25 protein-coding genes, 1 other RNA gene and 1 pseudogene are annotated in these 24105 nt (G+C 63.0%); 19 read left to right on the forward strand and 8 right to left on the reverse strand.

Annotation, left to right across the window (positions count from 1 at the left end; genetic code table 11):
- Window positions 1-68 precede the first annotated feature (68 nt).
- Window positions 69-427, reverse strand: a transfer-messenger RNA (tmRNA) gene (gene ssrA / locus NLY42_RS17675).
- A 168-nt stretch (window positions 428-595) separates the two neighbouring features.
- Here ssrA and NLY42_RS17680 point away from each other — a divergent pair.
- Both NLY42_RS17680 and NLY42_RS17685 read left to right on the forward strand, forming a co-directional pair.
- On the forward strand, window positions 596-907 hold the full coding sequence (locus NLY42_RS17680; RefSeq protein WP_023668323.1) for a DUF2853 family protein: 312 nt from the start codon (window positions 596-598) through the stop codon (window positions 905-907).
- Between the two features lie 363 nt (window positions 908-1270).
- Complete coding sequence (locus NLY42_RS17685; protein ID WP_023688064.1) at window positions 1271-2065, forward strand: thymidylate synthase; 795 nt, start codon at window positions 1271-1273, stop codon at window positions 2063-2065.
- A gap of 28 nt (window positions 2066-2093) precedes the next feature.
- Here NLY42_RS17685 and NLY42_RS17690 read toward each other — a convergent pair.
- A pseudogene (locus NLY42_RS17690) lies at window positions 2094-2291 on the reverse strand (TOBE domain-containing protein).
- Between the two features lie 159 nt (window positions 2292-2450).
- On the opposite strand from NLY42_RS17690, the gene modA reads away from it, so the two are divergent.
- From modA to NLY42_RS17710, 4 genes are all read left to right on the forward strand, one after another.
- Window positions 2451-3245, forward strand: coding sequence for a molybdate ABC transporter substrate-binding protein (gene modA / locus NLY42_RS17695; RefSeq protein ID WP_155929650.1), 795 nt, complete (start codon window positions 2451-2453; stop codon window positions 3243-3245).
- 15 nt (window positions 3246-3260) lie between these two features.
- The gene (gene modB / locus NLY42_RS17700) at window positions 3261-3965 is read left to right on the forward strand and encodes a molybdate ABC transporter permease subunit (RefSeq protein WP_023753516.1); all 705 of its coding nucleotides are present in this window, start codon (window positions 3261-3263) and stop codon (window positions 3963-3965) included.
- Entirely contained in the window at window positions 3962-5074 is a 1113-nt protein-coding gene (gene modC, locus NLY42_RS17705) for a molybdenum ABC transporter ATP-binding protein (protein ID WP_023753515.1), read from the forward strand. The genes modB and modC overlap by 4 nt, the downstream gene beginning before the upstream one ends.
- 69 nt (window positions 5075-5143) lie before the next feature.
- Window positions 5144-5485: a winged helix-turn-helix domain-containing protein gene (locus tag NLY42_RS17710; RefSeq protein WP_023667411.1), complete on the forward strand. Its 342-nt coding sequence runs from the start codon at window positions 5144-5146 to the stop codon at window positions 5483-5485.
- Window positions 5486-5687: 202 nt separating this feature from the next.
- On the opposite strand, the gene cobF is transcribed toward NLY42_RS17710, so the two are convergent.
- On the reverse strand, window positions 5688-6461 hold the full coding sequence (gene cobF, locus NLY42_RS17715; RefSeq protein WP_023753514.1) for a precorrin-6A synthase (deacetylating): 774 nt from the start codon (window positions 6459-6461) through the stop codon (window positions 5688-5690).
- 147 nt (window positions 6462-6608) lie between these two features.
- On the opposite strand from cobF, the gene NLY42_RS17720 reads away from it, so the two are divergent.
- From NLY42_RS17720 to NLY42_RS17745, 6 genes are all read left to right on the forward strand, one after another.
- The gene (locus NLY42_RS17720; RefSeq protein ID WP_023753513.1) at window positions 6609-7625 is read left to right on the forward strand and encodes a DUF4424 domain-containing protein; all 1017 of its coding nucleotides are present in this window, start codon (window positions 6609-6611) and stop codon (window positions 7623-7625) included.
- Complete coding sequence (locus NLY42_RS17725; protein WP_023753512.1) at window positions 7625-8143, forward strand: dihydrofolate reductase; 519 nt, start codon at window positions 7625-7627, stop codon at window positions 8141-8143. The genes NLY42_RS17720 and NLY42_RS17725 overlap by 1 nt, the downstream gene beginning before the upstream one ends.
- A gap of 145 nt (window positions 8144-8288) precedes the next feature.
- Window positions 8289-9398: an FtsH protease activity modulator HflK gene (hflK, locus tag NLY42_RS17730; RefSeq protein WP_023682090.1), complete on the forward strand. Its 1110-nt coding sequence runs from the start codon at window positions 8289-8291 to the stop codon at window positions 9396-9398.
- On the forward strand, window positions 9398-10375 hold the full coding sequence (hflC, locus tag NLY42_RS17735) for a protease modulator HflC (RefSeq protein ID WP_023682089.1): 978 nt from the start codon (window positions 9398-9400) through the stop codon (window positions 10373-10375). Before hflK ends, hflC begins: the two co-directional genes overlap by 1 nt.
- A 4-nt stretch (window positions 10376-10379) precedes the next feature.
- Window positions 10380-10565, forward strand: coding sequence for a DUF2065 domain-containing protein (locus NLY42_RS17740; protein ID WP_023668333.1), 186 nt, complete (start codon window positions 10380-10382; stop codon window positions 10563-10565).
- A gap of 239 nt (window positions 10566-10804) precedes the next feature.
- Window positions 10805-12322, forward strand: a complete 1518-nt coding sequence (locus tag NLY42_RS17745; protein WP_023753511.1) for a DegQ family serine endoprotease — start codon at window positions 10805-10807, stop codon at window positions 12320-12322.
- Window positions 12323-12365: 43 nt separating this feature from the next.
- On the opposite strand, the gene NLY42_RS17750 is transcribed toward NLY42_RS17745, so the two are convergent.
- Both NLY42_RS17750 and serB read right to left on the reverse strand, forming a co-directional pair.
- The gene (locus tag NLY42_RS17750; protein WP_286489243.1) at window positions 12366-12938 is read right to left on the reverse strand and encodes a GNAT family N-acetyltransferase; all 573 of its coding nucleotides are present in this window, start codon (window positions 12936-12938) and stop codon (window positions 12366-12368) included.
- On the reverse strand, window positions 12935-13822 hold the full coding sequence (serB, locus tag NLY42_RS17755) for a phosphoserine phosphatase SerB (protein WP_023753510.1): 888 nt from the start codon (window positions 13820-13822) through the stop codon (window positions 12935-12937). Before serB ends, NLY42_RS17750 begins: the two co-directional genes overlap by 4 nt.
- On the opposite strand from serB, the gene miaA reads away from it, so the two are divergent.
- Both miaA and NLY42_RS17765 read left to right on the forward strand, forming a co-directional pair.
- Entirely contained in the window at window positions 13812-14795 is a 984-nt protein-coding gene (gene miaA, locus NLY42_RS17760) for a tRNA (adenosine(37)-N6)-dimethylallyltransferase MiaA (RefSeq protein WP_023753509.1), read from the forward strand. The two genes, serB and miaA, sit on opposite strands and share 11 nt — an antisense overlap.
- 131 nt (window positions 14796-14926) lie before the next feature.
- Window positions 14927-15718 (forward strand): GGDEF domain-containing protein, encoded by a 792-nt coding sequence (locus NLY42_RS17765; protein WP_023668337.1) that lies wholly within the window; start codon window positions 14927-14929, stop codon window positions 15716-15718.
- Between the two features lie 222 nt (window positions 15719-15940).
- Here the strand turns inward: NLY42_RS17765 and NLY42_RS17770 are convergent, their stop codons facing one another.
- Complete coding sequence (locus tag NLY42_RS17770) at window positions 15941-17773, reverse strand: ATP-binding protein (RefSeq protein WP_023753508.1); 1833 nt, start codon at window positions 17771-17773, stop codon at window positions 15941-15943.
- A gap of 152 nt (window positions 17774-17925) precedes the next feature.
- On the opposite strand from NLY42_RS17770, the gene NLY42_RS17775 reads away from it, so the two are divergent.
- The 3 genes from NLY42_RS17775 to NLY42_RS17785 are packed head-to-tail and all read left to right on the forward strand — an operon-like array spanning window position 17926 to window position 19342.
- Window positions 17926-18492 (forward strand): helix-turn-helix domain-containing protein, encoded by a 567-nt coding sequence (locus NLY42_RS17775; protein WP_023668339.1) that lies wholly within the window; start codon window positions 17926-17928, stop codon window positions 18490-18492.
- A 4-nt stretch (window positions 18493-18496) separates the two neighbouring features.
- Window positions 18497-18805, forward strand: a complete 309-nt coding sequence (locus NLY42_RS17780) for a hypothetical protein (RefSeq protein WP_023682084.1) — start codon at window positions 18497-18499, stop codon at window positions 18803-18805.
- A gap of 15 nt (window positions 18806-18820) precedes the next feature.
- Window positions 18821-19342, forward strand: a complete 522-nt coding sequence (locus NLY42_RS17785; protein WP_023712474.1) for a GNAT family N-acetyltransferase — start codon at window positions 18821-18823, stop codon at window positions 19340-19342.
- Here NLY42_RS17785 and NLY42_RS17790 read toward each other — a convergent pair.
- Both NLY42_RS17790 and NLY42_RS17795 read right to left on the reverse strand, forming a co-directional pair.
- On the reverse strand, window positions 19339-21141 hold the full coding sequence (locus NLY42_RS17790; protein ID WP_023753507.1) for an NAD(P)/FAD-dependent oxidoreductase: 1803 nt from the start codon (window positions 21139-21141) through the stop codon (window positions 19339-19341). The two genes, NLY42_RS17785 and NLY42_RS17790, sit on opposite strands and share 4 nt — an antisense overlap.
- 138 nt (window positions 21142-21279) lie before the next feature.
- On the reverse strand, window positions 21280-22170 hold the full coding sequence (locus NLY42_RS17795) for a LysR family transcriptional regulator (protein WP_023682083.1): 891 nt from the start codon (window positions 22168-22170) through the stop codon (window positions 21280-21282).
- Window positions 22171-22291: 121 nt separating this feature from the next.
- Here NLY42_RS17795 and tmpA point away from each other — a divergent pair, with 121 nt between their 5' ends.
- Both tmpA and tmpB read left to right on the forward strand, forming a co-directional pair.
- Entirely contained in the window at window positions 22292-23443 is a 1152-nt protein-coding gene (gene tmpA, locus NLY42_RS17800; RefSeq protein WP_023753506.1) for a 2-trimethylaminoethylphosphonate dioxygenase, read from the forward strand.
- Window positions 23440-24024 carry a (R)-1-hydroxy-2-trimethylaminoethylphosphonate oxygenase gene (gene tmpB, locus NLY42_RS17805; protein ID WP_023753505.1) on the forward strand — a complete coding sequence of 195 codons (585 nt, stop codon included), beginning with the start codon at window positions 23440-23442 and terminating at the stop codon, window positions 24022-24024. Before tmpA ends, tmpB begins: the two co-directional genes overlap by 4 nt.
- The last annotated feature ends 81 nt before the right edge of the window (window positions 24025-24105 follow it).

Consider the following 24105-nt stretch of genomic DNA (forward strand, 5'->3'; position numbering starts at 1 on the left):
GGCCCATCGTCATGCGAAATCCGGCCAGCGGCAGCCGGCATTGAGCGTACGATATCGAGGAGGGGAGAAGTGGAGGTTTCTGTTGCCAGGTACCTCCGAACCCCGCCTAGAAGTGCGAACCTCTAGGGCTTGATTTGAAGCTATCGCACCGCTTAAGCGGCGAGACGTGCTTCCGCATAGTTGTCATTTGCAACTACAGGTTTAGCCCGATGACGGTGGTACCATGCCGGGCAAAAGTACGATCTTTACACCTTCGTCGATCCTATTTCGCCCCCAGCAACAGCCGCTCTGATCACAGAGCGGTTCTTGGTGGAGGCGCCGGGTACCGCCCCCGGGTCCGAACGGCTTATTACATCGCCCATTTATCGCCATAGTCGGTCAAGCCGACAAAACGAATATAGGGGGCGGGCGCACAAAATGAAAGGCCGCAATGACACTTCTTGGCCGCACCAAACTGCGGCGCCGAGGGTTGACTCGCGCGCGGTCTCAACCGAAGCTTTGCGATGGTGAGGAGTATCGACCGAGCGCACAAGTTGCGGCAGCGCGCCACAGCCCTCATCGATCGGATCCCGTGGCGCCGACATGGGGAAATTTGATGGCCGATTATCTCGCAGACGTGAAGAAATACGACGCCGCCGCAAATGCCGATGTGGTTGCCAAGATTGTGAAACATCTGGGCATCGCGCTGCGCAACCGCGATTCCTCGCTGGTATCCTGCACCGACCCCAAGGAATTGGAGCGCGTCAAGACCAACTGGGTTGCCAAGAAACTCGGCGTGACCGACGGGGCGAAAGCCGACTCAGCGATCGAGAAGACCTGCAAGGCGTTGGCCGCCGACAGCTCCAAGAGCCGCGTGACTTTCTACTATCTGGTCGCCAAGGATCTGGGCAAGCTCGGCTCTTTGTAGAGATTATTGCCGATAGGTAGAGCGCGCGTTTGATTTTGCTCCTCACCGGAGGTCAGCACCGCCCCTCATTGCCCTGCCGGGCATTTCTCCCCGTATAGTGACGGGGAGAAAGGGCTGACCGCAGCCTTGGCTCTCTCTCTCTCTCTCTCTCTCTCTCTCTCTCGAACGCTTGTGATTGGCGAAACCGCTGATCACAGCGCCCCTCTCCCCGTCCCTATACGGGGAGAGGATGCCGGCAGGCAGGTGAGGGGCAGCGCTAACCCTTGAAGAGTGATGGGGCAAGCCGCGTTCTGGTCCTTTTGCTGTGTTCGGCCGGCGGCCAGTCGGTTATGATGGCGGTAACCCCGAATCGAGGCGAAGCCGATGCGCCAGTATCTCGACCTTTTGCAGCATGTGCTGGACAATGGCGCCGACCGTGGCGACCGCACGGGCACCGGCACGCGTGGGGTGTTCGGGTACCAGATGCGCTTCGACCTGTCGCGCGGCTTTCCCGTCACCACCACCAAGAAGCTGCATCTGAAGTCGATCATCCATGAACTCCTGTGGTTCCTGGCCGGCGACACCAACATCAAATACCTTAGAGATCATGGCGTTTCGATCTGGGACGAATGGGCCGACGAGAATGGCGATCTCGGCCCGGTCTATGGCAAGCAGTGGCGCTCTTGGCCGGATGGCCATGGCGGGTCGATCGACCAGATTGCCAATGTTCTGAAGGAGATACGCAGGAATCCGAATTCACGCCGGCTGATCGTTTCGGCGTGGAACCCGGCCGAAGTGGAGGCGATGGCGCTGCCGCCCTGCCACTGCCTGTTCCAGTTCTACGTCTCGGACGGCAAGCTGTCCTGCCAGCTCTACCAGCGCTCGGCCGACATTTTTCTCGGCGTACCCTTCAACATCGCTTCCTACGCGCTGCTGACCCTGATGGTGGCGCAGGTGACCGGGCTGAAGCCCGGCGAGTTCGTCCATACGCTGGGCGATGCGCATCTCTATTCCAACCATTTCGAGCAGGCGCGCGAGCAATTGCGGCGCACACCCAAGGCGCTGCCGACGCTGTGGATCAATCCGGAGGTGAAGGACCTGTTCGCCTTCCGCTTCGAGGATTTCCGGCTGGAAAACTATTTTGCCGACGCGTCGATCAAGGCGCCGATCGCGGTCTGATCCGTCCACCGTCAATCAATTCCGACCCTCAATCGATGTCGACCATGACGTCGGTTGCCTTGATCATGGCATAGGCTGCTTGCCTTTTTCGAGCTTGAGATCGGCAACGGCCTCGTTGGTGATCGAAGCGTGACGACGGAGCCGGCGACATCACCGCGGACAGGCGAGGTGCTTTGACGATCTCGACGATCGTTCCCTTGAGGATGTTGCGGGCGCTGATCTTCATCGGAGTTCCTTTCCGGGTTTCGGTGCACGTCCAAACCAGAACAATCGATGCCGAACATACGCTTTCGCAGGAGGCGGCCTTCCCTTGTTATATTCATCCAGATATATCGGTCGGCAGGAGTCGAGCCAGCAGATTTCAAGCCCAGGGAGAGTTTTCATGTTGGGGCACAAAGGTTTTGGTATGATGGCAATCGCGATTGGCGGCTTTGCCGTAGCTCTGATGGCCGCGATGCCGGCGGCTCACGCGGGAGACAAGGTGATCGTGTTTGCCGCAGCCAGCCTCAAGGACGGGCTCGACGCCGTCACCAAGGCCTGCGAAGCCGATGTCGGTGAAGCGGCGACGGTCTCCTACGCCGCGAGCTCGGCGCTGGCCAAGCAGATCGAAAGCGGGGCGCCCGCCGATGTGTTCATCTCGGCCGACCTCGACTGGATGAAATATCTCTCCGACAAGAAACTGACCAAGCCGGACACCGAGGTGAAACTGCTCGGCAACCAGATCGTGCTGGTGGCGCCGAAGGATTCCAAGGTCGAAACCAGGATCGAGAAAGGCTTCGACCTCGCCAAGCTGATCAGCGACGGCAAGCTCGCCATGGGCGACGTCAAGGCGGTGCCGGCCGGCAAGTATGGCAAGGCGGCACTTGAATCGCTCGGCGTCTGGTCGTCGGTCGAAGGCAAGGTGGCGCAGGCCGAGAATGTGCGCGCCGCGCTGAAGCTGGTTTCAACGGGCGAGGCCGCGCTCGGCATCGTCTATGCCACCGACGCGCATGCCGACAAGGGCGTCAAGGTGGTCGGCACCTTCCCGGAGGATTCGCACCCGCCGATCATCTATCCGGTTGCCCAGACCACCGATTCGAAGGACAAGGATACCCCGGCTTTCCTGAAGTGCCTGCAGTCCGCCAAGGCGGTGGAGCTGTTTAGGGATCAGGGTTTCACCGTGCTCACGCCGAGCAATTAAGGTAGCGGCTGACGCATGAACTGGCTGCTGGACCTCACTCCCGACGAATGGAATGCGGTCCGGCTGTCGATCAAGGTGGCGACGGTGGCGATGCTGTTCAGCCTGCCGCCGGGCATCTTGATGGCGCTTTTGCTGGCCCGCGGAAAATTCTGGGGCAAGACGCTGCTCAACGGTGTGGTTCACCTGCCGTTGATCCTGCCGCCGGTGGTGACAGGTTATCTCTTGCTGCTTACCTTCGGCCGGCGCGGGCCGGCGGGAGCGTTCCTGGCCGAGCATTTCGGCCTCGTCTTCTCGTTTCGCTGGACCGGCGCCGCACTGGCCTGCGGCATCATGGGCTTTCCCCTGATGGTGCGGGCGATCCGGCTGTCGATCGAGGCGGTCGACCGCAAAATGGAGGCAGCGGCGGGAACGCTCGGCGCCAACCCGATTTGGGTCTTCGCCACCATCACGCTGCCGCTGATCCTGCCCGGGCTGATCGCCGGCTCGATCCTGTCCTTCGCCAAGGCGATGGGCGAGTTCGGCGCCACCATAACCTTCGTCTCCAACATTCCCAACGAGACGCAAACGCTCCCGTCGGCGATCTACACCTTCACGCAGGTGCCTGGCGGCGATGACGGGGCGCTCAGGCTGATGCTGATCTCCATCGTCATCTCGATGGCCGCATTGGTCGCCTCGGAAGTGCTGGCGCGGCGCGTCGGCCGGCGGATGGACATCGAATGAGCGTGCTGGTGGACATCAGCCATCGACTCGGCGGTTTCGCCGTCGACGCGCGTTTCGAAAGCGCCGGGCGGCTGACGGCGCTGTTCGGGCCCTCGGGCTCCGGCAAGACGACGCTGATCAACGTGATCGCCGGCCTGATCCGGCCGACCAAGGGCCGTATCGCGGTCGACGGCCGTGTGCTGGTCGACACCGGTGCCGGCATTTTCGTGCCGAAGCACAAGCGCCGGATCGGCATGGTGTTCCAGGACGCGCGGCTGTTTCCGCATATGAGCGTGGCCGGCAATCTGCGCTACGGCCGCTGGTTCACGCCGCCGGCGGAGCGCTATGCGGATATCGACGCGGTCGTCGAACTGCTCGGCATCGGTCCACTGCTCGACCGGCGACCGGCAAAGCTGTCGGGCGGCGAGAAGCAGCGCGTGGCGATCGGCCGGGCGCTGCTTGCCAGCCCGAAACTGCTGTTGATGGACGAGCCGCTGGCCTCGCTCGACGATGCGCGCAAAGCCGAGATCCTGCCCTATATCGAGCGGCTGCGCGACGAGACGAAGATCCCGATCGTCTATGTCAGCCATTCCGTCGCCGAAGTGGCGCAGCTGGCCAGCGACGTGGTGGTGATGGCGCAAGGCAAGGTCGCAGCCTCCGGTCCGACCGGCGCGATCATGCAACGGCTCGAATTGCTGCCGGCGGAGGAACGCGGCGAGGGCGGCGCGGTGCTCGACACCAAGGTGCTGCGCCATGATGAGATCTTCGGGATGACCGTGCTCGGCTCGGCGGCGGGCGAAATCCGGGTGCCGCTTCTGGCGGTCTCGGTCGGCGCGCCTGTGCGCATCCGCATCCGCGCCCGCGATGTGATGATCGCCACCGAACAGCCGAAAGGTCTCAGTGCGCTCAACATCCTGCCGGGCGCCATCGTCGCAATCGGCCCGGGCGAGGGGCCGACGGTCGAAATCGGCATCGACTGCAATGGCGCAACCGTGCTTGCGCGCATTACCGAACAATCCAGGCAGGTACTGAACCTTCAACTCGGCGGCAAGGTGTTCGCGGTGATCAAGACTGTCAGTTTCGACCGCGCCAACACCGGCGCCGGGCTGCCGGCCGAAGCGGATGGCTGATAGCCGCTATATCGTTTTGGAATAGCGCTATGGGTCGAGAGGGGCTAGTGTGACCGTGGAGGACAAGAGATGCCGTCGCTGAGCCTGCGGATAAATCTCGATCCGGACGGGCGCATAGGTCCGGGCAAGATCGAATTGCTGGAGCAGATCGCCACTTTCGGCTCGATCTCGGCTGCGGCACGCGGCATGGAGATGTCCTACAAGCACGCCTGGGATCTGGTGGAAGATATGAACCGTGTGTTCGGCAAGCCACTGGTCGCGGCGCAGACCGGCGGCAAAAAGGGCGGCGGCGCACAGCTGACCTCAGTTGGCCTTGCAGTCGTCAGCCGTTTTCGCGCTATCGAGCGCGCTGCGGCGGCAGCGGCGGCCACGCATATGGACGCCTTGCAGGCGGAGATTGATGCTGGGTGAGGGTTGAAGCTTGCGATCCGTCACACCCCCCTCTGTCCTGCCGGACATCTCCCCCGCAAGGGGGGAGATCAGCTAGCCCGTATACGGGCGCTAATCTGTTAGGCGATTGGCGAAATCCTCCGTGACGGCCAATCTCCCCACTAGAGGGGGAGATGTCCGGCAGGACAGAGGGGGGCGCGAAGGAACTCGACCTTTGAGCGCGCTATTCCTCGGGCTCTCCTGCTTTACGCAGCAGATAGGTGTCCATGATCCAGCCCTTTCTTTTCCGGGCTTCTTCTCTCGTCCTCTCAATCTCCTCGCCGACATCACCCAGGCGACCGGAAACGATGACCTCGTCCGGTGTGCCGAGATAGGCGCCCCAATGGATGATCAGATCCTTGTCTGCCAGCGTGTTGAAGGCGCATTTGCCGTCGAGCATGACCACGGCGCTGCCGGCATTGTGCGGCATGCCTTGTTCGGCGAGGCGGCGGCCGGTGGTGATCAGCACGGGGTCGCCGATGCGGTTCAGCGCCATCTTGTGGCCGGCGGCTAGCGCCTGGACGGCGGTGATGCCGGGAATGACCTCCAGTTCGAATGCGACATTGCCCCTCAGTCGTACGCGCGCGAGGATGCGCAGCGCGCTGTCATAGAGCGAGGGGTCGCCCCAGATCAGGAAGGCGCCGCAGCCGTCCTCGGCAAGTTCGTCGCGGACCAGGCTCTCATAGATCTGGGCGATGGCCTCGTGCCAGTCATCGACGGTCGAGCGATAGGAAGGCGCCGGCTCGGCGCGCACCGGCACGTCGAACTCGACGCGGCGCGATTTCGGATTGCTGACGAAACGGTCGCAGATATGGCGGCGCAATTCGGCAAGGTCGTTCTTCTTCGCCCCCTTGTCGGGGATAAACAGGACGTCCGCCCGGTTTAGGCCTGATATGGCCTGCACGGTCATATGGTCGGGATTGCCGGCGCCGATGCCGATGACGAGAAGCTTGCGCATGACGCGAACTCCTGCCCGATCGAAACCTGTTAGTCCAGACCGCCGATTGGCGTGTCCAGACACTGTGGCGTCCTGCTGGGAGACGGAAGGCTTTGAAACTCCACATTGAAACGGCTAGGGTCGCGGCATTCTTGGCGAGGGGCTTCGATGTTGCAATATGTTCTGTCCGTAGCGCTGGCGCTTTTAGCCGTGCCCGCGCTGGCCAATGATACGACCGCCGAACTCGGCACAGGTGGCCTGATCCTGTCGCGTAGCGACGCGGTGTCGATGCAAAGCGAGGACCTCTATATCTCGCCGGAAAAGATCACGGTCGACTACGTCTTCCACAACAACACCGACAAGGATGTAAATGCCATCGTCGCTTTTCCGCTGCCGGACATCGAAGGCAATCCGGAGGAAATGCCGGCCATCCCGGAAAACCAGAGCGACAATTTCCTTGGCTTCGAGGTGACGATCGACGGAGCGCCGGCAAAGCCGCAGCTCGAGCAGAAAGTGTTCGCTGTCGGCATCGATATCGGCGCCGATCTGAAGGCGCAGAACGTGCCGTTCAATCCGTTCGGCGATGCGGCCAAGGCGGCCCTGGCGAATCTGCCGAAAACGGTCTCCGAGGATTGGGAAAACCGCGGCATCATCATCGAGGATACGGGCAGCGACGGTACCGAGGCGAACAAGGTCTATACGCCGTGGTGGCAGTTGCGCTCGACCTATTGGTGGCGCGCGACATTTCCGGCCAACAAGGATGTCCACGTCTCGCACCGCTACAAACCGAGCGTCGGCGGCACGTCCTCGGTGAGTTTCTTCTATGACGGCAAGTTCACCGAGGGCAGCCAGTACACGACCTACAAGACCCGCTACTGCATGGACGACAGCTTCGAGAATGCAGTGCGCCAGGCCGCGAAGGCCGACGGTTATCCGCATTTTTACGAAAACCGCATTGCCTATATCCTGACCACCGGCGGCAACTGGGCCAATGGCGGCATCGGCAAGTTCAAGCTGACCGTCGACAAGGGCAATCCGAAAGCGCTGATCTCGTTTTGCGGCGACAATGTCAAGAAGGTCGGGCCGACGACCTTCGAGACGACGGCGCAGGATTTCTATCCCGAGCACAACATCGACATATTGCTTTTGGAGCCGTCGGATAAGGGCGCCGGGGAAGCCAACTGATGGACGTCGCAATCTATGTCGCCATTGCGCAGAACGGCGTCATCGGGCGCGACGGCGGCTTGCCGTGGCGGCTGTCCACCGATCTCAAGCGCTTCAAGGCCGATACGATGGGCAAGCCCGTCATCATGGGCCGCAAGACTTATGAAGGCATCGGCCGGCCGCTGCCGGGCCGATTGAACATCGTGGTGACCCGCGACAAGGCCTGGCGCGCCGAGGGCATAGAGGTAGCGCACTCCCTGGAGGCCGCGATCCAGCTGGCCACGGTGCGCGGGCGTTGCATGAACGGCGTCGACGAAATCTGCGTCATCGGTGGCGGCGAGATCTATGCGCAGGCGCTGCCGCTGGCAGACCGGCTGCACGTCACCCATGTGCTGGCGACGGTCGATGGCGACGCGCATTTTCCCGACATCGATCCGGATTTGTGGCGCCTTGTCAACGCTCAGGACGTTCCGGCCGGTGAAAAGGACAGCCATGCGACGCGCTATTCGGTTTACGAGCGACGCCGCGGCGTGCATTGAGACGATAAAAGGGTCGCGAACGTCCAAAACGGACATGCTCGGCAGCGGATCGCGTTGAAAGCGCATCGCTGCGTCCCTATAGAAGAACAACTGGATTTTGCGCCGCAACGTCGGCGCTGAGGGAATCCCAAGCGAAAGGACATTCATGCCCTGGAACGACAAGAGCGGCGGCGGCGGCCCATGGGGCGGCGGCGGCAACAATCAGGGACCCTGGGGGCAGGGACCGAAGGGGCCTAGCGGCCCGCCGGGGTCACCTCCCGATCTCGAAGACATCATCCGCCGCGGCCAGGACCGGCTGCGGCGCGCGCTGCCCGGTGGCGGCGGCGCCAGCCCGGCCGTCTTTGCGCTGATCGCAGCGGCTCTGATCGTGCTGTGGGCGTTCAAGGCGGTCTACACCGTGCAGCCGGACGAGGTTGCGGTCGAGCTGCGCTTCGGCAAGCCGAAGGCGGAGCTGTCGCAGCCGGGTCTGCATTTCCATTGGTGGCCGGTCGAAACCGTCGAGACGGCCAACATCGCCGAACAACTCGTCGATATCGGTGGTGGCGGCGCGACGAGCGGCAACTCGTCGGGGCTGATGCTTACCGGCGACCAGAACATCGTCAACGTGCAGTTTTCGGTGGCCTATCAGGTCTCCGATCCCCGGGCCTATCTGTTCGACGTCTCCGATCCCGAAGGCATGCTGCAGCAGGTCGCAGAGAGCGCCATGCGCGAAGCGGTTGGCCGGCGACCGGCGCAGGACATCTTCCGCGACGACCGTCAGGGCATCGCCGCGTCGGTGCGTGAAATCATCCAGACGACGCTGGACGGCTACAAGGCCGGCCTGAATGTCAACGCGGTTTCGATCGAGGACGCGGCGCCGCCGCGTGAAGTGGCCGACGCGTTCGACGAAGTGCAGCGCGCCGAGCAGGACGAAGACAAGTTCGTCGAGCAGGCCAACCAGTATTCCAACCAGAAGCTTGGCCAGGCGCGTGGCGCCGCGGCGCAGATCCGCGAGGACGCGGCAGCCTACAAGAACCGTGTCGTCCAGGAAGCCGAAGGTGAGGCGCAGCGCTTCATCTCGGTCTATGACGAATACGCCAAGGCGCCCGATGTTACGCGCCGGCGGCTTTATCTGGAAACGATGGAGAAGGTGCTGAAGGATTCCAACAAGGTGATCGTCGAACAGGGCAATGGGCAAGGGGTCGTTCCCTATCTGCCGCTGCCGGCACTGCAACCGAAGGCGCCGCCGCCTGCGACCACGGGAGGAGCCCAGTGATGGCCAATCGTCTTCCCATCATCGCGGTCATCGCGGCCGTGCTTCTGTTCCTGCTCTACTCCTCGGTCTTCGTGGTCAACGCGCGCCAGCAGGCGCTCGTGCTGCGGTTCGGCGAGATCGTCGACGTGAAGAATGAACCCGGCATCTATTTCAAGGCGCCTTTCGCCTTCTTCGACGCCGACAGCGTGCAGTTGATCGAAAACAGGGTGCTGCGCTTCGATCTCGATAACATCCGCGTCCAGGTTTCGGGCGGCAAGTTCTACGAGGTCGACGCTTTCATCGCGTACCGCATCTCGGATCCGCGGGTGTTCCGCTCAGCCGTGTCCGGTCAGATCACACTGGCCGAAGCACGACTGAGGACGCGTCTCGATGCGGCGCTGCGCCGTGTCTACGGTCTGCGCGACTTCGAGGCGGCGCTCTCGGAAGAGCGGGCCGTGATGATGCGTGAAGTGCGCGATCAGCTGCGGCCCGACGCTACCTCGCTCGGCCTGCAGATCGAGGATGTGCGCATCCGCCGAACCGATCTGACGGCTGAGGTTTCGCAGCAGACCTTCGACCGCATGAAGGCCGAACGTTTGGCCGAGGCCGAACGGCTGAGAGCACGCGGCAAGGAGGCCGCGCAGCGCATCACCGCCCGCGCCGACCGCGAAGTGGTGGAAATCGTCGCCGAAGCGCGCAAGGAATCGGAAATCCTGCGTGGTGAAGGTGAAGCCCAGCGCAGCGCGACCTTTGCCGACGCCTACAAACGCGATCCGGCGTTCTTCGACTTCTACCGGTCGATGAATGCCTATGGCACGGCGCTGGACAACTCCGGGACGACGATGGTGCTGTCGCCGAACTCGGAGTTCTTCCGCTTCTTCCGCAATCCGGACGGGACGGACGCGAAGCCGGCGGCGCCTGCGGCTCCGGCGACGGCACCTGCCGCGCCGGCGACGGCACCTGCCGCGCCGGCTGCACAACCTGCACCCGCCCAGTAGGGCGGTGCAGGATTTCCTTGCGGCCATAGGCCTGGTCCTCGTCGTAGAGGGTCTGGTCTATGGCGGCTTTCCCGGCCTTGCCAAACGTCTTGCCGGCGAAGTGCTGTCGACGCCGGAAATTGCGCTGCGCATCGTCGGGCTGGTGGCGATCGCCATCGGCGTCGGCATCGTCTGGTTGGTGCGTGGCTGAGGACCGCTGATCTGCAATTCCAGGAAAGTGTGAGCGGTTTTCCGTCCGGAATTGCGTAAAAGCAAAGGGATCGAACGGTTCGCCGTTTCCGCGAAACGGCGAACCATTCTAAGGTGTAACGGAGGATTTATCCTCCTGATGTGGCCATAGCCGCAAACGTGCCGTATTTCTTGCCAACATGACGCGACGCGGCGTTTTGCCGAAGCGCTTTTTCTTTTCAGCAATCCGGGAGGCTTTCGATGACATCCAACACCCTTCTGCGCGCGGCGAGGCGGACGTTCATCGCAGGTGCTGCGGCACTTATGGTCGGCGCGCTTGCCGTTCCCGCTTTGGTGACGCCGACGGTGGCCGCGGACGGACCGGCTTCGGTCGCCGACCTCGCCGAAGGCCTGCTCGGTGCGGTGGTCAACATCTCGACCTCGCAGACCGTGAAGGGCACGGAAGGTCCGGGCGCGGTGCCGATGCCGCAGCTGCCGGAGGGTTCGCCGTTCCAGGATTTCTTCGACGACTTCTTCAAGAACCGTGGCGGCGACAAGGATGGCGGCGCGCAAAAGGTGCAGTCGCTGGGCTCCGGCTTCGTGGTCGACGCCGAGCAAGGCATTGTCGTCACCAACAACCACGTCATCGCCGATGCAGACGATATCGAGGTGAATTTCTCCGACGGCGTGACGCTCAAGGCGACGCTGGTCGGCACCGACACCAAGACCGACGTGGCGGTGCTCAAGGTCGACCCGAAGGGCCACAAGCTGACGGCGGTGAAGTTCGGCGATTCCAACAAGATGCGCGTCGGCGACTGGGTGATGGCGATCGGCAATCCGTTCGGCCTTGGCGGCACGGTGACGGTCGGCATCGTCTCGGCCCGCAACCGCGACATCAATTCCGGCCCCTATGACGACTTCATCCAGACCGACGCCGCCATCAACCGCGGCAATTCCGGCGGGCCGCTGTTCAACAGCCTGGGCGAGGTCATCGGTATCAACACGGCGATCATCTCGCCGTCGGGCGGCTCGATCGGCATCGGTTTCTCTATCCCCTCGCAGCTTGCCTCGGGCGTCGTCGACCAGCTGCGCCAGTTCGGCGAGACCCGTCGCGGCTGGCTCGGCGTGCGCATCCAGCCGGTGACCGACGACATCGCCGAGAGCCTCGGCATGGCGACCGCCAAGGGCGCGCTGGTGGCCGGCGTCATCAAGGGCGGACCGGTCGACAACGGCACAATTCTCGCCGGCGACGTCATCATCAAGTTCGACGGCAAGGACATCCATGAAATGCGCGACCTGCCGCGCGTCGTGGCGGAAAGCCCGGTCGGCAAGGCGGTCGACGTGATTATCGTGCGCAAGGGCGTCGAGCAGACGGTAAAGGTGACGCTCGGCCGGCTTGAGGACGGCGAGAAGGTCGCCGCCGGTGAGGACGGCACTACCGATGAGGACAAGGGCGGCGACAAGGCGCCCGCGGTCTCCACGGCCTCGGTGCTCGGCATGACCGTCGGCGAGCTCAATGACGACACACGGAAAAAATTCGGCATCGCGGCCGACGTCTCCGGCGTCGTCATCACCGACGTCACCAAGGATTCGGCCGCCGCCGAGCGCGGCATCCAGGCCGGCGAGGTGATCACCGAAATCGCCCAGGAATCGGTCGCGACCCCGAAGGACGTCATGGACCGGATCGGCGCGCTGAAGGAGCAGGGCCGCAAGAATGCGCTCTTGATGCTGGCGTCCAAGACAGGCGAGTTGCGCTTCGTGACGATCCGGATGGATTGAGTCCGGAAAGCCCCATAACCGATTGTCTTCAGGGAAAGGGCGGCTAGCGAGCCGCCCTTTTTCGTGCCTGCCAGTCCGTGCGCGACAGTTTGTAGAGGACATGCCGCTTGAGGTGCGGGTGGCTGTCAGGGATGGATGGGTGGTCGAAATCGCGAGCCGGGTCAGGGCTCATGCCAAGACGCTCCATGACGGCCGTCGAGCGGCGGTTGGCCGCGACGGCGAAGGAGACGATCTCGTCGCGGTCAAGCGTTTCGAAGCCAAAAGCGAGCCAGGCTTCGGAGGCCTCCGTGACATAGCCCTTGCGCCAGAATTCCGGCGCCAACCGCCAGCCGATCTCGATCGTATCGGAAGGCAGGGACGGCACGTGATCGGTCGTTAAGAGACCGACGAAGCCGATGCATTCCCCAGTCGCGGCGATCTCGGCGGCGGCAAAACCAAAGCCGTCCTCGGCGATCCAGCCCCGAAACTCGTCCATCTTGGCATCCGTCTCGGCGCGGTCGCGGCGGAACGGAAAGAATTCCATCACCCGCTCGTCCGAATTGATGCGGTGGAAGAGTTCGCGATCGCGGTCTTCCCAGTTGCGCAGGATGAGGCGCTCGGTGCGCATCGGTTTCATTGGGCGAACTCTTCCTGGCGGTAGCCCTGGAGATAGAGCAGCGCGGTGAGATCGCCATGGTCGATGCGGACCTTGGCTTCGGCAGCAACGGCCGGCTTGGCGTGGAGCGCGACACCGGTGCCGGCCAGGCGGATCATGTCGAGGTCGTTGGCGCCGTCGCCGACCGCAATCGCATCGAATGGCGTCAGGCCGAGGCGGGCCGAGATATCGTTCAGCGCATCGGCCTTGGCGGCGCGGCCGAGGATCGGCTCGGCGACCAGGCCGGCAAAGCGCCCGTTCTCCTCGATCAGGCGGTTGGCACGGTTTTCCTCGAAGCCGAGCATGGCGGCGACACGGCTGGTGAAGACGTCGAAGCCGCCGGAGACAAGCGCCGTCCAGGCGCCATTGGCGCGCATCGTCTGCACCAGGGCGTGGCCGCCCGACGCCAGCGTCAGGCGGTTCGCGATGATGCGGTCGACAACGGCCGTATCGAGGCCTTTCAGCAACGCTACGCGTTCCCGTAAGGCGGGCTCGAAGGCGATCTCGCCGTTCATCGAGCGTGCGGTGATGGCGGCGACGCGGTCCTTGACGCCGATCTCGTCGGCGAGTTCGTCGATGCATTCCTGGTCGATCATGGTTGAATCCATATCGGCAAGCAGGATTGTCTTGCGGCGGCTTTCGGCCTGCTGAACGATCACGTCGACCGGCTCGGAGCCAAGTGCCAAGCGCAAGGCGGCACTTGCCTCAGCGGCTTCCGCACCCTCGGGTAGCACCAGATCGCAGGCGACGCCTTCGCCCAGCCAGCGAACAGCGCTTGCGCCGACCGACCGTGAGGCCATATTCGCAAGCGAGGCCGACATCGCGCGGCGGACGGGGTGAGACACAAGCGTGGCAATGAGCGGCATCGAGGCTTCCAAGCAGCTAGGCGAGGGCGGGCAGGCGGGCGAGGGCCGCGTGAAGGACGCGATCCTGATAGCCGGGCCGACCGCCAGCGGCAAGTCGGCGCTGGCGCTCGATCTCGCCGAGCGCAAGGGCGGTGTCATCGTCAACACCGATTCCATGCAGGGCTATTCGGTGCTTGATGTGCTGACTGCGCGACCGAATGCCGCCGAACTCGGCCGCGCGCCGCACTATCTCTATGGCCACGTGCATCCCTCCACCGCCTATTCCACCGGCGCCTGGCTGCGCGACGTGATGAAGCTGATCGATGACGGCACGCTCGCCCGACAGCCCGATGACGCCGGCTTTGAACGTCCGGTGATTTTCGTCGGCGGCACCGGGCTCTATTTTCGCGCACTTGCCGAGGGCATTTCGGAAATGCCCGACATTCCGCAGCAGGTACGCGACCGCTGGCGCTACGAGTTAAAGGAGCAAGGCGCAGCCAAGCTGCACCGCATCCTGATGCATGAAGATTCGGCGGTCGCCATGCAGCTGAAGCCGACCGACGGCCAGCGCATCGTGCGGGCGCTGGAGGTGCTCGACGCATCCGGCCGCTCCATCCTAGAATGGCAGGCAGCGCGCGGCCGGCCGCTGATCGACCGCGACAGCGCTCGGTTCTTCGTTATCGAGCCGGACCGCGCCCCCCTTGTCGAGCGGATCGAAACAAGGTTCGACCGCATGCTCGATCTCGGCGCGCTCGATGAGGTCAAACGGCTTGCGGCGCTTGGCCTCGATCCCGACCTGCCGGCGATGAAGGCGATCGGCGTTCGCGAACTTTCGGCTGCCATGGCGGGTGACATCAGCTTTCCTCAGGCCATCGAGCGCTGCAAGGCAGCGACGCGGCAATATGCCAAACGGCAAACGACGTGGTTTCGCCATCAGCTGGGACCGGAATGGCTGAGATTGCAGCCCGGCGACCGCCTGCAAACCGTGATTTGATTTTCGTGCTGCCAATACAATTAAAGAAACAGAAGTAGGAATGAATATTCCCGCTCCGGTTGTCTGGATTAACCGTCCGTAAGGCGCCAGCATGCCACAGATCCGGCGGATACTTTTCCAACGGGGAGCAGATGCGTTTCCACAAGGCGGAATCCGCATTTTTCGTCTTTATTTTCGTGATCCTGGCCGCAGGCCTGGTGACGCTTTATGCCTATGGTCAATTGCAGTTCATCGCGGTCGGTCACGATACGACTTCCCGGGTCGAGAGGATCGCCTATCTCAACACGCTGCTGTTTGTCACCGGGGTGCTGCTGGCGACAGCGCTGTTCTTCGGCGTGTTCTTCATCTACCCGCTGATCCGTAGGCAGGCCACGGAAGAGGGCAAGCTGCGCGCCATGACGGTTTCGCTCAGCGCCCGCTCGGAAACGCTGCAGCATGCGGCATTGACCGACGGCCTTACCGGCATGCAGAACCGGCGCTACTTCGATGATGCGCTGAAGGAATATCTCGAGGAATTCCGCCGCATCGAAAAGCCCGTCGGGCTGATGATCCTCGACCTCGATCATTTCAAGCAGGTCAACGACACGCATGGCCACGATGTCGGCGACGAGGTGCTTAGGGCAGTCGCCAATTGCCTCAAAGGCATGACGCGCTACCACGATGTGGTGGCGCGGCTTGGGGGCGAGGAGTTCGCCGTCGTCACGCCCAACATGGATGCGGAGTTGTTGGGGAAGTTCGCCGAACGCATCCGCAAGGCGATTGCCAACATGTCGGTGCTGTCGGGCAATGTCCGCCTCAAGATCACCACCAGCGTCGGACTCGCCGTCTGGGATCGGAAAGAAACCGCCGAGGAATTCTACCGCCGCGCCGACCGCCAGCTCTACGAGGCGAAGAGGCAAGGCCGCAACCGCGTCTGCGCCTAAAATCCCGAAGAAGAATTCATGAGGCCGGTTGCCTGACGTGGCTTTCTCGACTTCCGGTGCTCACGGACTCAATGTCCGCTCCGCTCCGGTTCTCGAAGTCGACACCAACCGACTCAGCCTGACGAATTTTCTGGCGTGATTTACCCAAGCGGCCAACGAAGCCGAGCCCTGGCGCTCCGGCGGCTTCTCAATTGGCCGGCAAAAAAGACGCTACGCTGAAGGTCAATCGTTCTGCGGGCGCATGCCGAAGGTTGTGGGCTTGAGGCCGTAGCGCAGGTCGAAATCGTCGTCGGGCTGGACGCGCTGGGCGGTGGCCGGCTTGCGGTAATCGGGATCGCCGGCCTGGCGGCCGGAGTCCACGACCTCGGCGAAGGCCATCTGCTGCTGCGGTTTCGGGACGTTGCGCAGCCGCTCGACGATGGCGGCGAGATCGACGTCGTTGCCGTCCTGCGAGAACTCGTCCTGCTCTCGCTTGGCGGTGCCGGGGATCAGGTTCTCCGCGAGTTTCTCGAACTTCAGCCGCATGGTCGTCGCCACGCCTTCACCGAAGGCGATCGCTTCGCGCTGGCCCATGGAGGACAGGAAGGCCAGCGTCGAGGCGGAGGAATCGGCGATCGCCGAGCGGATGATCGCCTGGTCCTGCTCATTGGCCAGCCGCATGGCGAAGAAGGTCGAGCATTGCGACAGGATGGTCGGATCGAGTTCACCCGGGCGCTGGGTGACGACGCCGAGATAGCAGCCATATTTGCGGCCTTCCTTGGCGATGCGCGACAGTGCATGCCTTGTCGGGGCGAAGCCTAGGCGCGGATCGGCCGGCATATAGCGGTGCGCTTCCTCGCACAGCAGCAAAAGCTTCAGCCGGCCCTCGCTCCACAGCGCAAGGTCGAAGGCGAGCCGAGCCAGCACCGAACAGACGGAATTGACCACTTCGGACGGCATGCCGGCCATCTCGAAGCAGGTCACCGGGCGGCCATGATGCGGCACACGGAAAATATTGCCGATCGTCTCGTGGATCGTGTCCTCGATCAGCCGCGAATTGAACATGAAGCGATAGCGCGGGTCGGACGCGGCGGATTCGATGCGCGTCTTCAGCGATTTCAGCGTCGGGCGGTCGTTCTTGCTTTCCAGGAGGCCCATGCGCTCGTCGATCTGCTTGAGGAGATCGACCATTCGGTAGGGCACCGGCGTGTCGGCGGTCAGCGCATCGCTGCCGCGGCGCACGTAAGAGCCTGAATTGGGATTGCGATAGAGGTTCTTGGCGGCGGGGATCAGGTCGCGCAGGACATCGACTTCTTCCGGCACGACCTCTCGGCCGCGAAACAGCACTTCGGCGAATTCTTCGAGCCTGAACATCCAGAACGGCAGGTCAAGCGTCTTGGAATCGACCCGGACGCAGAACTCAGGCAGCGACGCCGCGAATTCATTGTGCGGATCGAGGATGAGGATTCGCAGATCGGGCCGGGCCGCGATCGATTTGCGCAGCAGCAGCGAGATGGCGGTGGATTTGCCGACGCCGGTTGTGCCGACAACGGCAAAATGGCGCGCCAGCGTGTCGTCGATAGCGATGTTGGCGTCGATCGACTCATCCTGCGACAGCGTACCGATGGTGATCGAATGACGCCCGGCGAGATCGTAGACCGCCTGCAGATCACGGGTACGGATGCGGTGCGCTATGGCGCCGATATGAGGATAGGTGGTGATGCCGCGGTCGAACACCGGTTTGGCCCCCGGTTCGGCGCCGTCGCGCACTTCGCCGATCAGCTCGACGCTGACCTCGATGGGGTTTTGTCCCTCATTGCTCCAGGCGCGATCCGACTTGCCGATTTCGTAGACCAGCCCAACGGTGCGCGATGTCCCGAGATTGATGGAGATCATCTTGCCGACGGTCCACAGGCCGGTGACCGCTCCTTCGATGTCGTCGGCATAGGCGCTGATGGTGGCGCGCGCACCGTCGCACTGCACGACGTTGCCGAGAATGCGCTTGTCGCTCTGCTCTGCGCGGCGGCGCTCCTGCGAGGTCGGTTCGCCGACGGAGGCTTCGCGCTCGACAAACATACGATCCGATCCCCATTCCCGTGGAGCCTCGATCCTACACAGACGGGGTTAAGGTGGCGTGATGCGGGATGGTGTAGCAGGGGTTAACCGGTCAGCGAAAATTCAACCTGCCGGCCTCTTTTCCGAATCTAAATATTCGATATATTGGACGAATGACTGATATAGCGAATGACATGTCGGCCACGATAGGCAGACGAATCCACGCCGAAAGAGCCTTGCGGGACTGGTCGTTGGCCGACCTGGCGAACCGCTCCGGCGTCTCCAAAGCCATGCTCAGCACTATCGAGCGCGGCATGACCAGCCCGACGGCCGCGCTGCTGGTGCGCATCGCCGCTGCTTTCGGCATGACGCTGTCGACGCTGATAGCACGCGCCGAGCAGCAAGGTGGCGGCCTGCTGCGCGAGAGTGAGCAGCCGGTATGGCGCGACCCCGGTACGGGCTATGTCCGTCGGCATCTGTCGCCGGTTTCCGACACGCCGCTCGAATTGATCCGGGTGCAACTGCCGGCTGGCGCCAGTGTGAGTTTCCCGGCGGCGTCCTATGCCTTCATCAAGCAGCAGATGTGGCTGATCTCCGGGCGACTTGAGTTCACCGAGGGTGATATGGTGCATAGTCTCGAGCCCGGCGACTGCCTGGCGCTCGGCGCGCCGTCGGACTGCACGTTCCATGCCGTCGGACCGCAGCCGGCCGACTATCTGGTTGCGCTGGTCAGGGGCTGAAATCGTGGCAAGACGTCCCAAGCGCTCCGACAATGGCGGACCGCCGCTCGATGATTACAAGGGCCCGCCATGGGGCAAGGGCGATCCCTACATCTTCCTGGCCTGGCAGGCAGCGCATGCCAAGGCGTGGAAGGCGCCAAGCCGTGACGTGATGCTGATGCGCATGGAAAAGGCCGAGCGGCTTGGCCTGACCTATGAGGAATACACGCTCGAAATCCTCGAACGCGGGCTGCATCTGCAGCCGAAAGACACCGATCGCATCGCCGCGATCAAGGCGAGACGAAAGCGGCGCCGCGTCGCGCGTCTGGATTAGCAAGGGAAAGTGCAGGTGAGTCCCATCGAAATCAGGTCGCTGACTGCGGGAACACGCGACATGCTGGCCGACCTCCTGATCGAGACGGTCGCGGACGGCGGCTCCGTCAGCTTCATGCATCCCTTATCCAGGCAAGCGGCGGAAACTTTCTGGAGCAACTCGTTGGTGGCAGCAGAGAGAGGTGAAAGAGCGGTGCTGGGTGCATGGAAGGGCGAGGTTCTGGTCGGCACCGTGACCGTGCTGCTCGACTTTCCTGATAATCAGCCGCACCGGGCCGAGATCGCCAAGCTGATGACCCGCGTCGAACACCGCGGCAAAGGCATAGCGAGCCGGCTGATGCGGGCGGCAGAAACGCTCGCCGTCGAGAAAGGCCGCACGCTTCTGGTGCTGGACACCGCAACCGAGGAGGGCGCTTCCGGCCTTTACGAAAAACTCGGCTTCACGCTCACTGGCGAAATACCGGACTTTGCCTTGAAGCCCCATGGCGGGCTGACCGGCACGCTCATCTACTGGAAGCGCATCGGCGGCGCTGCCTAACCCTTGTGGTGAACCTCTTGCAGCGCGTAGACCGGCGTGGCGATGCCTTCCATGCGCGCCTTCAGCTGCAGCGCCAGGAACTGGGAGTAATGGCGCGACTGGTGCAAATTGCCGCCATGGAACCACAGCGCCTCCTGCTGCGTCGGCTTCCACATGTTGCGCAGCTCGCCTTCCCAGGGGCCTGGGTCCTTGGTGGTGTTGGAGCCGAGGCCCCAGCATTTGCCGACCTTGTCGGCGACCTCCCGTGAGATCAAATCGGCCGCCCAGCCATTCATCGAACCGTAGCCGGTGGCGTAGACGATGAGATCGGCCGGCAGTTCCGATCCATCGCTGAGCAGGACCGAATGCTCCTTGATCTCCTTCACGTCGACACCGCTTTTCAGCTTGATCGACCCGTCGATGATCAGGTCGGAGGCGCCGACATCGATGTAATAGCCCGAGCCGCGTCGCAGATATTTCATGAAAAGGCCGGAGCCGTCGTCGCCCCAGTCGAGCATGAAGCCGGCCTTCTCCAGGCCTTTGTAGAAGTTGGCGTCGCGCTTCTTCATCTCGGCATAGGCCGGAATCTGGAATTCGTGCAGGATCTTGTAGGGCAGGGAGGCGAAGACGAGGTCGGCCTTGGCTGTGGTCATGCCGCTCGCAACCGCCTTTTCCGAATAGAGCGAGCCCAGGCCGATCTCCATCAGCGTGTCCGACTTGACGATGTGCGTGGTCGAGCGCTGCACCATGGTGACGTCGGCGCCGGCCTCCCAAAGGGCTGCTGCAATGTCGTGGGCGGAGTTGTTCGAGCCGATGACGACAGCTTGTCTGCCGACATAGGCATCGGGTCCCGGATGCTTCGAGGAGTGATGCTGGTCGCCCTTGAATGTGTCCATGCCCTTGAAGTTCGGCATGTTGGCCTTGCCGGATTGCCCCGTGGCCAGCACCAATTGTTTCGGCTTCAGCGTGATGTCCTTGCCGTCGCGGCGCACCACCACCGTCCATTCCTTCTTGCTGTCGTCATAGACAGCGCTCATGGCCTCGGTCGACGACCAGTAGTTCAGCTCCATTACCTTGGCGTACATTTCCAGCCAGTCGCCGATCTTGTCCTTGGGCGCGAAGACCGGCCAGTTCCTGGGAAAGTCGATATAGGGCAGATGGTCGTACCAGACCGGATCGTGCAGGCAGAGCGATTTGTAGCGCTTGCGCCAGCTGTCGCCGGCCCGTTCGTTCTTCTCGACGATGATGGTCGGCACGCCGAGCTGCCGCAGCCGCGCGCCGAGCGCGATGCCGCCCTGGCCGCCGCCAATGATGAGCGTATAGGGCTGCGTCTTGAAGCCGAGCTCGGCGGCCTCCTTCTCGCGCTCCTCCTTCCAGGTCGGGCGGTTCTTGCCATGGCCGTGCTTGGCGCCGAGCGGGCGGTCGAAACCGGCCGGCTCCTCATGGCCCTTCAGCTCGACCATGGTGGTGAGCAACGTCCAGATCTTGCCGTCCTTCAGCCGGATGTGGCCGAAGCCGCGCGCCACAGACGTTTCGAAACTGATCCAGCCGTCGAGCAGGCCATCGTTTTCAGTGGCGTCCTCGCCCCTGGCGATCGCCCAGTTCGATGGGTTGGTTTTGGCCAGCTGGCTCACCAGCATGTCGCGCACCTGGTCACGGCCTTCCATGGTCTTGATGTTCCAGGTGAAGCTGACGAGATCGCGCCAAAAACAATCCTCCTGAAAGCAGGCGACCGCCTTGTCGATGTCACCGGCGGCGAGTGCCGCGCCGAAGCGATCGAGCAGGTCGGAAAGCTTCTTGTTGGGGGCCTTGTCGAGCATTGAATTTCCTCCGCGATTTTTCTTGGCCGCCTGTAGCGAGCGGAACCCTGCCGAAGCTTGACGTCCGGCCTGGCGCAGTATCGCGACAAATTATGCGCCGCGTCACGTCGTCCAATAGTTTGCCGCGTATTCAGGGGCTTATCGGGAAATCGGGACGCCGAAGACCGTTGCGAACCAGCGGCGGACCGCTTCTTCGGCCGGGCTCAGATGCGCGCCCGAAGGTGCGGTCAGATAGTGGCCGGCACCGCTCGACAGCGTAAAGCCGGACAGGGTAACGAGAGATCCTTCGCGCAGTGCCGCGTCGGCCAACGGTCGCGATCCCAGCACCATGCCGGCGCCGTGCTTCGCCGCCTCCAACGCGGTAACGAAACTGTCGAATTTGTGCGTGGGCCCGAGCGCCGGCTTCATCCGGGCGACGGCGAACCACTCGCCCCACATTTCCCGCGCGCCGACCACTGTAAGTCTCGGCAATCCTGTCCAATCCTTGGCCTTGGCGACATTTGGCGACGCCATCGGCGTTAAGGTTTCGCGGGTGAGGCGGTCGGCCTGCCGTCCGGCAAAGGAGCCGGAGCCAATGCCGAATCGGATGTCGAGACCCACAAAGCGCTCGCCGTAATCGGCCGGTGTGTGGATGGTCTCGATCTGCAGCTGGACGAAGGGCAGGTCCTTGGCCATTTGCGGCAGCTTCGGCGCGATCATCAGCACGGCAAACGAGATCGGCGAGCGTATCGTCACGCTCTGGACGGTCTTGGGTTCGAACAACTCGCGCGTGCTGTTGGCGATCACGGCAAAGGCCGATTGCAGATGCGGCAGGTAGGCGGCACCCTCCGGCGTCAATTCGACGCCGCGCGCCAGGCGGATGAACAGCGGCTGCTTCAACCGCTCTTCGAGAGAACGGATGTGCTGGCTGACCGCAGCCTGGGTCAGGCCAAGCTCGGCCGCGGCGGCGGTGAAATTCGACAGCCGCGCGGCGGCCTCGAAACTCCGCAGCCAGTCGAGCGGCGGCAAGGGCAGGGTTGTTTGAGGCATAAACCGTTTATGGCCTTTGGCCGCAAAATGATAATTTGAGTTATGCCTTCGACATCATCACGATGCAACCGGAAACCCTGCGGAGTTGGCTGCGGGGCGCAGCGGACAGGAACGGATCTCCATGCTTACCCAGGCGCTGATCGGCGACGAAGGAAGAACGATCGACCTCGGTTGGAAGGACGGCGCGCGCACTCGCTTTCACGCCATGTGGTTGCGCGACAATGCGCTCGACGACAAGACGCGCAGCGCCGGCAACGGCCAGCGGCTGATCACCATTCTCGACATTCCGGCGCAAACGCGGATCGGCGCAGCCGCGATCAAGGGCGATGCGCTTGAAGTCAGTTTCGAACCGGAGGGAAAGACGGTGCGCTTTCCTGCGGCATGGCTGAGCGCCAATGCCTATGACCGCGATGCCGCCCGACAGCCCGGCTGGACAGGCGAGGGCACCGTGCGATGGACCAGGGCCTCTATGCAGAATTCGGTGCCGCGCGCCGGCTATGTCGCTGCCAGCCGCGACCGCGCCGTCTTGCGGCAATGGCTGTCGGCGGTGAAGACCTACGGCTTCGCGGTGATGGACGATTTGCCGCCCGAATCCGGGGCGCTGTGCAAAGTGTCCGATCTGTTCGGCTATATTAGGGAGACCAATTACGGCCGCTGGTTCGAGGTGCGCGCCGAGGTCAATCCAACCAATCTGGCCTACACCAATCTTGGCCTGCAGGCGCATACCGACAATCCCTATCGCGATCCGGTGCCGACCTTGCAGATCCTGTCCTGCATCGAAAACACAGTGGAGGGCGGCGAATCCAGCGTCGTCGATGGTTTTACCGTGGCGGCCGCGCTGCAGGCCGAAAACCCCGAAGGCTTCCGGCTGTTGAGTTCATACCCGGCGCGTTTCGAATATGCGGGGTCGTCGGGCGTGCGATTGCAGGCCAAGCGGCCGATGATCGAGCTCGGGCCGGATGGCGAACTCATCGCCATCCGCTTCAACAACCGCTCGCTGGCGCCGACGGTCGATGTGCCGTTCGCGGAGATGGAGGCCTACTACGCCGCCTATCGCCGGTTTGCCGAACTGATCGAGGATCCGTCCTTCGAAGTGACCTTCAAGCTCGAGGCAGGCCAGGCCTTCATCGTCGATAACACCCGCGTCATGCATGCCCGCAAGCAATTCTCCGGCGCCGGCAAGCGCTGGCTGCAGGGCTGCTACGCCGACAAGGATGGCCTTTTGTCGACGCTGTCGGCGATCGAACACGAGTTCAAGGAAGCCGCGGAATGAGCAGCCAGGATTTGAACGCGGACACCATCGTCGAATTCATCGCCGATATTTTCGAACGCCGAGGGGCGGAATCCTATCTCGGCGAACCCGTCACCATGTCGGAGCACATGTTGCAGGGCGCCTGGTTCGCCGAAAAGGACGGCGCGCCCGATGTGCTGGTGGCGGCAGCACTGCTGCACGATATCGGCCACTACACCAGCGAGTTCGGCACCTATTCGCCCGACGATATCGAGGACAAGCATCATGACGAAGCCGGCGGCGAGGTGCTGGCGCCGTTCTTTCCACCGGTGATCGTCGAATGCGTCAGGCTGCATGTCGCGGCCAAGCGCTACCTCTGCGCTACCGACCCGACCTATTTCGGCAGGCTGTCGCAGGCCTCGGTCCACACGCTGTCGCTGCAAGGCGGGCCGATGAACGCCGAAGAGGTGGCCGAGTTCCGCAAGAACCCGTTCCACGAGGAAGCGGTTCGGGTCCGCATCTGGGACGAGGCCGGCAAGATCGCCAACATGAAGACCCGGGCATTTCGCGACTACATGCCGCTGCTGCAACGGGTTGTCCGCGACTTCGCCAATCGCGCCTGATCATAATCCGGGAAAGGAACGGCATGTGCTACCGCTTCGACGGCGAGCATGCGCTAACCGTATGCCGGAGACCTGCCGCAA

Origin of the sequence: Mesorhizobium sp. C372A (assembly GCF_030323245.1) — a bacterium.
Classification (GTDB): domain Bacteria; phylum Pseudomonadota; class Alphaproteobacteria; order Rhizobiales; family Rhizobiaceae; genus Mesorhizobium.